Source organism: uncultured Psychroserpens sp. (genome assembly GCF_947500255.1).
GTDB lineage: Bacteria > Bacteroidota > Bacteroidia > Flavobacteriales > Flavobacteriaceae > Psychroserpens.
In genome coordinates, this window is the sequence record NZ_CANMRL010000007.1 from 64,753 (window position 1) to 76,996 (window position 12,244).

General features: G+C 33.4%; 13 protein-coding genes. 1 reads left to right on the plus strand and 12 read right to left on the minus strand.

What is annotated here, in order from left to right:
* Positions 1-19: 19 nt before the first annotated feature.
* The 7 genes from Q0783_RS16765 to Q0783_RS16795 all read right to left on the minus strand — a co-directional run bounded on the left by Q0783_RS16765 (position 20) and on the right by Q0783_RS16795 (position 7,861).
* The gene (locus Q0783_RS16765) at positions 20-1,981 is read right to left on the minus strand and encodes a DUF3857 domain-containing protein (protein WP_298897050.1); all 1,962 of its coding nucleotides are present in this window, start codon (positions 1,979-1,981) and stop codon (positions 20-22) included.
* Positions 1,978-3,348, minus strand: a complete 1,371-nt coding sequence (locus Q0783_RS16770; protein ID WP_298897353.1) for an exonuclease domain-containing protein — start codon at positions 3,346-3,348, stop codon at positions 1,978-1,980. Before Q0783_RS16770 ends, Q0783_RS16765 begins: the two co-directional genes overlap by 4 nt.
* A 12-nt stretch (positions 3,349-3,360) precedes the next feature.
* A complete protein-coding gene (locus Q0783_RS16775; RefSeq protein ID WP_298897052.1) occupies positions 3,361-4,023 on the minus strand; it encodes a YggS family pyridoxal phosphate-dependent enzyme in 663 nt (220 codons plus the stop codon).
* 2 nt (positions 4,024-4,025) lie between these two features.
* Positions 4,026-5,264, minus strand: coding sequence for a DUF1015 domain-containing protein (locus Q0783_RS16780; RefSeq protein WP_298897054.1), 1,239 nt, complete (start codon positions 5,262-5,264; stop codon positions 4,026-4,028).
* Positions 5,265-5,864: a M23 family metallopeptidase gene (locus Q0783_RS16785; RefSeq protein WP_298897056.1), complete on the minus strand. Its 600-nt coding sequence runs from the start codon at positions 5,862-5,864 to the stop codon at positions 5,265-5,267.
* Positions 5,865-5,926: 62 nt separating this feature from the next.
* Positions 5,927-6,817: a 3-hydroxybutyryl-CoA dehydrogenase gene (locus Q0783_RS16790; protein ID WP_298897058.1), complete on the minus strand. Its 891-nt coding sequence runs from the start codon at positions 6,815-6,817 to the stop codon at positions 5,927-5,929.
* A gap of 84 nt (positions 6,818-6,901) precedes the next feature.
* Positions 6,902-7,861: a Gfo/Idh/MocA family oxidoreductase gene (locus Q0783_RS16795; RefSeq protein WP_298897060.1), complete on the minus strand. Its 960-nt coding sequence runs from the start codon at positions 7,859-7,861 to the stop codon at positions 6,902-6,904.
* Positions 7,862-8,017: 156 nt separating this feature from the next.
* Between Q0783_RS16795 and Q0783_RS16800 the strand changes: the two genes are divergently transcribed.
* Positions 8,018-8,659, plus strand: a complete 642-nt coding sequence (locus tag Q0783_RS16800) for a protein-L-isoaspartate(D-aspartate) O-methyltransferase (protein ID WP_298897062.1) — start codon at positions 8,018-8,020, stop codon at positions 8,657-8,659.
* A gap of 8 nt (positions 8,660-8,667) precedes the next feature.
* Here the strand turns inward: Q0783_RS16800 and Q0783_RS16805 are convergent, their stop codons facing one another.
* The 5 genes from Q0783_RS16805 to Q0783_RS16825 all read right to left on the minus strand — a co-directional run bounded on the left by Q0783_RS16805 (position 8,668) and on the right by Q0783_RS16825 (position 12,236).
* Complete coding sequence (locus Q0783_RS16805) at positions 8,668-8,796, minus strand: hypothetical protein (protein ID WP_298897064.1); 129 nt, start codon at positions 8,794-8,796, stop codon at positions 8,668-8,670.
* A 9-nt stretch (positions 8,797-8,805) separates the two neighbouring features.
* Positions 8,806-9,297, minus strand: a complete 492-nt coding sequence (locus Q0783_RS16810) for a GNAT family N-acetyltransferase (RefSeq protein ID WP_298897066.1) — start codon at positions 9,295-9,297, stop codon at positions 8,806-8,808.
* Positions 9,298-11,139 carry a Xaa-Pro dipeptidyl-peptidase gene (locus Q0783_RS16815; protein ID WP_298897068.1) on the minus strand — a complete coding sequence of 614 codons (1,842 nt, stop codon included), beginning with the start codon at positions 11,137-11,139 and terminating at the stop codon, positions 9,298-9,300.
* Between the two features lie 61 nt (positions 11,140-11,200).
* Positions 11,201-11,719, minus strand: a complete 519-nt coding sequence (locus Q0783_RS16820; protein ID WP_298897070.1) for a hypothetical protein — start codon at positions 11,717-11,719, stop codon at positions 11,201-11,203.
* A gap of 1 nt (position 11,720) precedes the next feature.
* The gene (locus tag Q0783_RS16825; protein WP_298897072.1) at positions 11,721-12,236 is read right to left on the minus strand and encodes a hypothetical protein; all 516 of its coding nucleotides are present in this window, start codon (positions 12,234-12,236) and stop codon (positions 11,721-11,723) included.
* Between the last annotated feature and the right edge of the window lie 8 nt (positions 12,237-12,244).

Below are 12,244 nucleotides of genomic sequence, written 5' to 3' on the forward strand. Positions count from 1 at the left end.
TTCAAAAATACTAAAAAGTTTATTGTTTTTTCTCTAAAACAATAAGTGCATTGTTTTGAGTATCGATGACTTTAGTCATAATCGTTTTTAAGGCGTCATAATAAATAGAGTCGTATATGGACTCATTGAACGATAATTTTAAATATAAGGTTACTGAATTTCCATTTTGCTGTGTAGACACAAAAAGAGAACCTTTGTTTTCCGGTAACTTTAAATTAAAAGATTCTGGAATTTCATTAATTTGATAGGACTCATCAATATTGACTTTGATCTTATGAATAAAAACGTCTTTGTACCCAAAGTCAATGGGATACGTTCTTTCTTGAAGTTTGAATGGGTTTTCTGTAAAAAACTTAAACAGAAACGGGTTAAGGTAAACTGTATTGCCAACAATGTCAGGTGTTGTTTCTACTTTGAAATTAAAATAAAAATCAGAACTTTTTTTATCAGTACTTATAATTTTTGAATCCGAAATATCTACCGACGCATATCGACTTTTAATACGATCTACATAAGCAGCGGTATTGTTAAAGTAGTTTTTACGATCACTTAATGCATTATAACCAGTAGTCTTATAGTTGACATTACCTTTTAATTGTTGATTGGCATCAAAATCTAGAGTATAACTGTATTCGGCTAAACTAAAATCCTTAATATCGATATCATACCATTGACTTCCTTTGTCAAAATCTAGTAATCTACCATATTGATTAAGGCATCTAAATGGAATTTGACCAAATGTTAGATAGTCGTCAGTGGCATCTAAAAGATATGTTTTTCCGTCTATGTCTACCTTAACAATAAGGTAATTGAAATCTGATAATACAGGATATATCTTTGTAGCAAAGCCATTTCTTCTTGTTGACAATAAGATTGGTTTGGCATCTATACCATAGGCAATTAAAAGGTTATTTAGAAAAGTGTTGATTTCTCCAACATTTCCAGATTTTTCTTTGATAAGATCTTTGATCGAAATATTTTCTAAAACCCTAAACTTTTCATTCCAAACAAAATTTTCTTGGACGTATTTAAATATACTTTGTGCTTTTTTTAAATCGTCAGATTCAATATTAAAATCATAATCTATTGCGTTTTTTACAGTTTTGGTTTTTCTAAGTTGAATGCCTAAATCGGTATCTTTTTCAATTTCATTATCTGTAGACTTCCATGTTTTGGTTATATTATCAATAGACCCATTAAAACCTCTAAATACTTTCAATTCATATTCAATTCTTGCCAGATAATTATCTTTAGTTGTCATATAACCTTCTTCAATAAAAGCAGGAATATTCTTCATAACATATTTATATACACCACAATTTGCATTAGCACCTCCGCCACCTTGTAAGCAATTCTTTTTTACTCCAGAATAGTTGGTAGTTAATTTTTGTCCGCCGACTAGTTTAATATTATATTCCCAATTTGCAGGTATGCTGGCGTTATACTCACTATACAATACTGGGATATCATCTTGGAAATTCCAACCTTTATACTTAAACATAAACGGAGATTCTAAGGTATAGCTATAGTTAATTACAGAGCCTTCTTTGATACTTGGAAAAGCAAATTTTACAAGTTTGTATTTGTCGTTGTATTGCTCTTCAAAAATGGCAGCTTTTTCAAGTTTGGTCGTTATAACTTCACCATTTTTGATATTATAAACCGTAGCATTAATGTCTTTAATTTTTTCTTTACCTCCTTTTTTGTCATCATAGAGAAAAATTGAGATTTCGGCATGTTCAAAACCATTTCGGTTTAGAATTTTTATTTTTCGCTTGACTTCAGTGTTTAGTTTATAAGAAGATTTGTCCACATAACTATTTCCATATTCATATATAACCAAGGCATTCGCCGTAGAGTCTTTTGCGAAAATTTTTTGCTCAATATCAGGTTTTGTTACTTCGAAGCCTTCAGAGTGATACTCATTTTGGGCATTTGCTGTTAAAAAAAATAAAAGTAAGATAAGAGTAATATATTTCATATACTGTTGAGTGAAATTGTCTTAACTTTCTTGTTTCGTCTTAAGTAGCTTTGTATAATGTGCTGCGTGTCTCTATTATTTTCCATAGGTGTAATTATAGATTCAAGGACTTCGATAGTATTAATCTGGTGATTGAGGTCATAAAAACCTAAACCTTTAAAGACTCCATTTTCTATATAGATTACACTTTTTTCATCAATGTCGCGACCTTGATCTATAATGACCATATTTTTATTTTCATAGCTATTTTTTGAAATGAGCTCATGAACACGTTTGTTATAGTCTTCAGGGGATTCTTCGTTAAGGCATGCGCCATTACAGCTTTTAATGGTGTAGTTGAAACAATTTGATTTTGTAGAATATAATCCTGTTAGTTTTTGACAAAGCCCATAATGTTCCACAACTTTGAACATGAAACTTTTGGCACTTTGCATATTGCTAAATGTGGTGACAGGTTTTTCTTTAGTATTTGTTTTGTCAATTTTTAAATTGATATAACCATTTTCGTCAATAAAATGATATAAAGCATGAGTAAATATAGTTCTTCTTAACGCCCTGTTATACAGAGGTTTATTTCTTTTTATTTCTTCGCTTTCTTTTAGCAATGCAACTAGTTCACTACCTGTAGCTTCATAGGTCACAGACTTAGCTAAGAGTTGTAGTTTTTTTGACTTGGTACTATTATTTGTGAAATGCTGATTAATACGATGCTTGATATTTTTACTTTTTCCAATGTATATGATTTCACCATTTTCATCATGAATGTAATAAACACCTGTAATGGATGGTAACTTATCAATAATTACGCGGTGGTTATCATTAAGACGTTTGATGATTTCCGTTTTTATATTGTCTTTTATGATGTGCTTATCCAAATCTTTTGACAGTAACATTTTAAAAAGCTTTACTGTTGCCATAGCATCACCATTGGCTCTATGTCTATCACTAACAGGAATGCCAAGAGCACGCGTTAATTTGCCTAAACTATAAGACGGTTGATCTGGAATTAATTGCTTTGAAAGTTCTACTGTGCATAATGTTTTTCGCTTAAAGCCAAAGCCTAAACGCTTAAACTCGGTGCGTAAAATTCTATAATCAAATTGTGCATTATGGGCAACAATAATACAATCTTCAGTAATTTCAACAATACGCTTGGCTACCTCATAGAACTTTGGTGCACTTTTAAGCATATTATTGTTTATACCTGTTAGATTAACTACAAAGGGTTGAATTTCTCGTTCAGGATTGACCAAACTAATAAATTTGTCAAGTACTTGGTGACCATCAAACTTATAAATAGCAATCTCTGTAATACCTTCTTCATTGTATTTTCCTCCAGTGGTCTCTATGTCTAAAATTGCGTAGATATATCTCTGTTTTTAATTTGAATAATTACGACTACCAAATATACTACTTCCTACACGAATCATAGTACTTCCACAATCAATCGCTAATTGGTAATCTCCACTCATGCCCATGCTTATAATTTCAATTGAATGCTGTATGCTTTTTAATTCATCGAACGTCGTTTTAAGTCTCTTAAATTCTTGTTCAATCTGTGAATTGTTAGTAGTAAATGTTGCCATTCCCATAACACCACTAATGTTAACGTTGTTTAATTGTGAAAATTCTTCTGATGTCAATAATTCTTTAGCATCGCTTAAAGACAGACCAAATTTACTGTCTTCTTCTGCAATTTTAATTTGAAGTAGACAATTAATGATTCTGTCATGTTTTTTAGCTTGTTTATCAACTTCCTTGAGTAATTTTAAACTGTCTATTCCATGAATTAAATGTACAAATTCAGCCATGTATTTGACTTTATTGCGTTGCACATGACCTATCATATGCCATTCAATATCATTTGGCATTTGCTCATGTTTCTCAACCATTTCTTGGATTTTATTTTCTCCAAAAATCCGTTGACCAGCTTTATAGGCTTCCATCAAATCACTTACAGGTTTGGTTTTAGACACGGCAACAAGCGTGATATGTTCTGGGAGTTGAGAGTTTATTTTATTTAGGTTGTCTTGTATGCTCATTTTTAGAATTCGTATATAGTAACACCGCTTCGTAGTTTTGGTTCAATAAATGTACTCTTCGGTGGCATTTTGAGTCCGTCATCAGCAATATGCTTCATTTCATTGATATCTACAGGAACCATACCAAAACCAACAGCAAATTCGCCATTGTCAATACGATCTTTTACATTAATGATGTCTTTCTTTCCGTTAACATAATCAATACGTACATCGTTTCGTAAATCATCAATACCTAAAATGGGTTTGAGAATAGTATTGTATAAGATCTGAGGGTCTAGAGCGTCCAAGGAGGTTTTGAAATTGTATAGCGATTTTCTTAGGTATAAGGAATAGAATTCACCATCAAGATACATGCTGAAGTGATGCTTTTTAGATGGTTTATATGGCATAATACCTCTGTTTTCTATTCTGAATATGGTATCTAATTCAATTAAGAATTCTTCTTTTGTAAGACCATTTAAATCTTTAACCAGTCTATTGAATTCATGAATACGCAATTCAGACTCAGGTATGAGAAAGGTCATAAATTGGTTATAAGATTCATCACCTTTATGGTCTGGATTATTACTTTTTTCGTCTTGGTATAATAAGTAAGACGACGCAGAGCGATGATGTCCATCGGCTATGTAAATGGTCGACATCTTTTCAAACTCATTTTTTACAACCTCAATGAGGTTTGGATCATCCAATTTCCAAAGATAATGTGTATCTCTGTAGGTGGTAGTAAATTCAAATTCTGCGCGCTCCTTCTGTGCTTTAGCGATAATTGTTGAGATGACCTTATTGTCAGGATAGGTAAGGAGCACAGGCTCTGCATTAAAACCTACAGTTTTTAGGTAATCTTTAAAAATACGCTCACGGTACTCTATAGTATCTTCATGCTTTTTTATAACGTCATTTTCATAATCTTCAGCACTAGCGGCTGCCACAATTCCATTAAATACTTGATGGTCTCTATCTACAATCTTGTAAATGTAAAATGAGGGTGTTTTGTCATGTACAAATACATTATCTTCCTTAAATTCTAAATAACGGTTTCTTACCAGAGTATAGCGTTCGGTACCTGTAATTTCTCTTGCGTACTTATAACCTGGATTTACAATATGTAAAAATGAAAAAGGATTATAATCTAAGCGAGCTTCACGTTCAGCTTGTGTATAAGTTTGGTACGAGCGAGAAGCCACCAAACTCACTTTATCTCGTGTAGGTCGAACTGCTTTAAATGGAAGTATTTTTGCCAATTAGTTTCTGTTTTTATTTATAAAATCTGTAGGGTCTAAATATCCTGTTGTATCTGAAGAATATCCAGGACCAATACTTAAGCCAACCGAATCCCTTAACTCTAAATGTAAATGAGCGAGGTAGTTACCATTACAGTTGCCAATAGTAGCAATTTGCTCACCTTTTTTTACGAATTGATTCTCAGACACCATGATAGTATCACAATGTGCATATAAGGATTCGTATAGTTTATTGTTATGTAAGTGCACTATTCTAACGACATTACCCCAACCACCTTCATAATCTTTTACTTCACTAATATAACCATTTGCTAAAGAATATATAGGGTCTCCTAAGTCTGAATTTCCGCCACCAACACCATTCCAATCATCACCAAGATGATCATTATCTTGAAATTTTTGAGCATTGTAATAACCACGAGCATTGGGTTTTCCAACTGGAAAGTCAAAACCGTCTGAGTTGTAATTTAGTTGGTCCTCGAAGAGTTTATAATAGTCTGTTTTTTTCTCAGTAACTAAAACAGAATCTTGTTTACTATCTACTTTAGTTACAGATATCACTGGTTTAGATATTGTTTTGTTATCTTGTTTGCATGCCATTGTACAAAAAAAGATAACACCACAAATAAACAAACGCTTCATACAAATACTAAAAAAGGAAGTTACTTTACAAACTGTTTTGCTACTGTTTCTGCTTTTCGGCTTTCAGAATAATCATAAAACCCTTCACCAGATTTAACACCTAGCTTTCCTGCTCTTACCATATTAACAAGTAAAGGGCAAGGTGCGTATTTTGGGTTTTTGAACCCGTCGTACATTACGTTCAAAATAGATAAGCACACGTCAAGTCCAATAAAATCGGCTAGTTGTAGAGGACCCATTGGATGTGCCATACCTAATTTCATAACCGTATCTATTTCTTCGACACCAGCAACACCATTATACAAGGTCTCGATAGACTCATTGAGCATTGGCATTAAAATACGATTAGCTACAAATCCAGGATAATCATTAACTTCTGTAGGTGTTTTACCTAGAGTTCTTGACAATTCCATAATCGTATTAGTTACATCATCACTAGTATTGTAGCCACGAATAATCTCAACAAGCTTCATGATTGGTACAGGATTCATAAAATGCATCCCAATAACCATATCTGGACGAGAGGTCACGGCAGCAATTTGCGTAATAGAAATCGAAGACGTATTAGTAGCTAAAATAGTATCATCTGGACAAGCGTCATCTAACTGTTTAAAGATGTTTAGTTTTAAATCAATATTTTCTGTGGCAGCTTCAACGACAAGACCAGCATATTCTACTCCTTCGGTGATATTAGTAAACGTTGTAATATTATCTAAAGTGGCTTGCTTATCGGCTTCGGAAATTTTCTCCTTAGCAACCATTCTATCTAAATTTTTAGAAATGGTAGCCATGCCTCGTTTAAGAGAGTCTTCGCTGATATCTATTAATTGAACTTTAAATCCAGATTGAGCGAAGGTGTGGGCAATTCCGTTTCCCATAGTTCCAGCTCCAATTACTGCTACATTTTTCATTGAAAATTAGTTTTTATTTCCATAAGATTGGAAATCGTATTATTGTTTTTTTTTAAGTATTGAGGTTTCCTTCTTCAAAGGAGATTAAAATTGATCTATAATCATCGTTGCAACTCGTAATGCTTCGGTACCATCGTGTAATGTCACGATAGGCGTGGTATTATTGTTAATAGCATCGGCAAAGGTTTCTAGCTCATCTAAAATAGCATTATTGTTAGCTATTTCAGGGTTATCAAAATAGATTTGCTTTTTTATACCTTCAGCATTTTGGAGTATCATATCAAAATCTCCAGGTTGTTCAGGTGCATCTTTCATTTTTACAACTTCACATTTCTTTTCAAGAAAATCTACAGAGATATAAGCATCTTTTTGAAAGAAACGTGTTTTTCTCATATTCTTTAGTGAAATACGACTGGCTGTTAAATTGGCAACACAGCCATTTTCGAATTCAATACGTGCATTTGCAATATCAGGAGTATCACTAATAACTGAAACACCACTAGCTGAGACGTTCTTTACTTTAGACTTCACTACGCTCAAGATAATATCAATATCATGAATCATTAAGTCAAGAACAACAGGAACATCTGTACCACGAGGGTTGAATTCAGCTAATCGATGTGTTTCAATAAACATTGGATTGTTTACTTGATCTCTCACCGCAATAAATGCAGGATTAAAACGCTCTACATGCCCAACTTGCCCTCTAATATCATGTTCAGCTAATAAAGACCTAATGTGCTCTGCTTCTTCAACTGTATTCGTAATAGGTTTCTCAATAAAAATATGCTTGCCTTTGGCAATGGCTTTTTTAGCACAATCATAGTGAGATAAGGTTGGCGTAACGATATCTACCATATCTACAGCTTCTATAAGCCCTTCAATTGAATCAAAATATTTGTAACCAAATTCTGCTTCTACCTTTTTTGCATTGGTTTCGTCTGCATCATAAAACCCAACAAGATTATATTTATCAGATTGATTAAGAAGTCTTAAATGAATTTTACCAAGGTGACCAGCACCAAGAACACCTGCTTTTAGCATTATTTTATGTTTTCAACAAAAATAAGATTTTTCAGAGTTTTTTTGTGTGAAATGAATAATAAAAAATAGTTGTTTTTATGTAGTTGATAAATCAATTAGATTTAACTTTCAGTATAAAAATGTTTCAGTTATTTTAGCATAGTAAACTTAACTACTTTGAAAGACACGCTTAAACATCAAGGACTACGACAAAAACTGGTCGCAACGATTAAAAAGAAAGGGATTACCAACGAACAGGTGTTAAATGCTATTGGTAAAATTCCTAGACACCTATTTATGGATTCTGGGTTTTTAGATCATGCCTATCAAGATAAAGCTTTTCCTATTGCAGCAGATCAAACGATTTCACAGCCTTATACAGTGGCTTTTCAAACCGAATTATTACAAGTTAAATCTGGCGATAAAGTTTTAGAAATTGGAACTGGAAGTGGCTACCAAACTGCTGTATTGTGTGTGTTAGGAGCAAAGGTGTTTAGTATTGAACGTCAGCATGAACTATATAAAAAAACCAGTAAGTTTTTACCAAAGTTAGGATATAGAGCCAAAAAATTCATTTTTGGAGACGGTTATATAGGTTTAGAATCTGAAGCACCTTTTGATAGTATTATTGTCACGGCTGGAGCGCCTTTTGTCCCAAAACCATTATTAAGTCAATTAAAAATAGGAGGTCGGTTGGTTATTCCAGTTGGAGATGACATACAAATTATGACACTCTTCATTAGAAAAGGTCTCAAAGAGTTTGAACAACATGAGTTTGGAGAATTTCGATTTGTGCCTTTGTTAGAGGATAAGAATTAAATTGAATTTCAAAATCCAGAAAGTATTGAAACTACTGGTTTAGCTTCAGGATTATACTTTTTTACAGTGGCTTCAAATGGTGTTGAAGATATGTTTAAGTTGATTAAAAAGTAGGTATAAGTCACGGATTTTTGCAAAAACTAGTCTTATAAGAACCTTTCCATTGTATAATCGTCCATAACATACCCTTGGCCTATATCTTGAACTACTGTTCCTGTTTTTATGAACCCTAATTTCTCATAGGCTTTAATAGAATGCGTATTATGTCTATTTATAGTTAGCGTTATAGATTGGCATCTATTATTAATTGCTTCTTGTTCAATAAAGTTTAATGCTGTTTTTCCAATACCAAGACCTCTAAGGTCTTTTGATACATATATTTTACTTAGAAATAAGGAAGTGTTTTTCTTTTTAATAGATAAGTAACCTGCTAGGTTTTGATTGTGACTGATGATATAATACATATAACCATTCTCAATTTGCGTACTAATGGCTTCAGGAGACTGAAATTTAGCTAACATGTATTCGACTTGGTCAACTCCAATTATAGGTGTGTAATGCTCATGCCAAATGAGGTTGGCTAACTGTGCAATAGTATGGCAGTCATCTTTATTTTTTACAATACGAATTTCTGTCATTTATTTGTTTGTAGCTTTCTTATAAGCCTTTATTCCTCCAACTATTGGAAGCTTTAAATTGGTGTTTTTAATGTTAATTGTTAACTGAGTTCCCGAATCTGGATGCAGTGTAAATTCTTGATCGCTTGAAAAGATCATTAATCCTATTTGCTGGCCTTTCTTAATGATTTGGTCATCTGGTTGCAAGTCAAAATTTAAGCTATATGTTTTATTGGGTTGTAACGGTTCACTTTCGCTAAGCGACTTATGGTTTTGAGGATCTGCCCAACCACGAGTAATAATGTCGTTAGTAATTTTTCCGCCATCCCAAGGTAATGCAACTAGCCAAACCGATAGGTTTGCTGCAGGTTTACTACTACTTAATTCAATAGTTATGTTTGCTAATCCTGAGATATGTATATCTTCAGTAAGTGTTGGAGAGACATATAACAATCTGTTTTTTGAACTTTCAGCTTTCGCTAAATCTTTTCCAGAGAAGCTTACATTATCAATGAGTTGTTCGGTTTTTACCTTACCTTTAGTTTTGGATGTAGTCAAGCCTCCAACGTTATTTCCACCAGAAGAGAGATGTAAAATAACATTTGTAGCATCTGGGTTTGGATAATCCTTATAAGCTGTTGGATTTGCTCTTTTATCATCCTCTCTAACAATATATGCTTTGTTCTCTTCATTTTCAACACCATTTTCAATGCCATGTAAGTATCGTGTAAACCAACGGTTCATCATAGCAGTTGGAGGAGGACCACCATGTCCATTTTGATGGTAATATATTTGTGTTGGTAATCCTTTTTCTTTTGCAGCTTTATAGATACGAAAGCTATGTTCTGGCATAACATTCCAATCGTTAAATCCATGAGACATTAATAAAGCAGCTTTCATTGATTTCATTTTATTAAGATAGTCACGTCCAGCCCAAAAGTCATTATAGTCTCCAGTAATTCTGTCTATACCATTTGCCATTTCTGTATCTCTAACTGTTTTGTTGTTATAAGGACGTTTACTTTCATCTCCACTATGAATATAATCGTAAAGTACATCTATATCTTCTCCTAAATAACCACCTGGAGAACGTACCAATCCGTTAGATCTGTAGTAATGATAATAGGATGTATTAGGAGCTACAGGAATAATCACTTCTAAACCTTCTACGCCAGTTGTGGCTGCAGCTAGAGGTAAAGTTCCATTGTAAGATGTTCCAGTCATGCCAACCTTACCTGTAGACCAAAATGCTTCTACTTCCTCTGTTCCGTAAGGAGAGGTGTAACCTTTTGCTCGACCATTTAGCCAATCGATCACAGCTTTTGGTGCTAATGATTCATTATCACCTCCAACGGTTGGAGCACCTTGCGACAGCCCTGTTCCAGGCGATGATGAATGTACTACTATATAACCGCGTGGCAACCAAGTTCTAATTAATGAATTGGAAATAATCGGACGTTTTCCGCGACGCTTTACTTCGGGATGCACTCGTTCTTCAGCAGCTTCTCCTAGTTCTACTTTTACATTCCAGAATACACCTTCAACATCGGCTGCAACTCCAGCATAGTATGGACTAGTTTCATAAATTACAGGAAGTTTTAAACCTTCACTGTCAGTTTGCTCAGGTCGTGTTACATCAACATGCATGCGATCTGGTTTACCATCACCATCAGTATCAAAATTTGTTTCGACCCAGAGATCATGCCTGATCCAATTTCCCGAATCACTGAATGCTTTGACAATCTGAGCTTCACCATCTTTAAAAACAGGTTGAGCTTTAATTGAAGTATCTTGAGCAGAGGTCAAAAAACCTATAGACAATGCTAATAGTGTAAGAGTATTTGATTTAAATGAAAATGTCATAGCTAATGTGATAATAATGTTTTGATAAAAATAAGAAGTAAAATGTCTAAACTGAAATGATTTAACCTTTTGATAGTAGTTGTTTCATCTCATAGTTGAAAACCTCAAGAATTTCTGCTTCTTTTTTAGTTTTCTCACCTACGACACAACCGCCATGTACATTTATAATACTTACGGATTTGTTATTGATTGTTTTTTCTTTTATTAGAAAAGGAGCGGCCCATCCAACAGAATATTCAAATAGATAAAAATCATGTTCTTTATAGAATTGTTGTGCTATAAATGCCATTCTGCTAAAGAGTTCTTTAATTTCATCGTCATCTAGCTTTGTGATAGCGGAAAGCTGATATTGTGTTTTGATTTTTCCAATAGTATTTAATTTAGAGCTCAACTTTTGTCTTAATGCTGTATTAGAGAAATGACTATTTATTGAATCCACTTTTTTATTTAAAATATCCTTTAGTTTAGCGCTTCGGGTATCTTGCTTTGCTAGGGTTTGGGTAAGTGTCTTTTTCTCTTGGGAATATACACTTTTATAGGTAAAAATTGATAAACAAATACATAATATAAGCTTCATCATCTTATTTGTTTTTAAGATACTTTTTTGGTATTTGGTTATCATCTGTTTCTTGTTGCCAATAAATATTGATAATCCACCAACGACTACCATCATTAAGCAGTTGAATACTATTAATGCCTCGCATAAAAGGTTCTGTATCGCTTTTATTTCTAAAGGATTCATAGGTGCTAAATACTTGAGTGATATTTCCAAAGGTTTGCACATTACGACCTATTTCAACTTCGTGGAACCCATTTTCAACAAGCCATTTACCAGCACGTTGAATATAATCATCTGGCGTCATGAAAGTCGCACCATGTACACCTTCTTTAGTCTTACCAGTAGGAATGAGCTTTGCGTCTTTATGGAAAAGGTATTTGAATAGTTCCCAATTCCGAGCTTCACCTTTATCGCCAGAGATTACACTGTAAAGGGTTTCTATTGTGCTATCTAATGATTCAACTTTTTTTGCATAGTCATTGTTTTGACCATAACTAAATAGACCAACAACAAAAACAATTAGAACTAAATTTTTCATAATGTTTA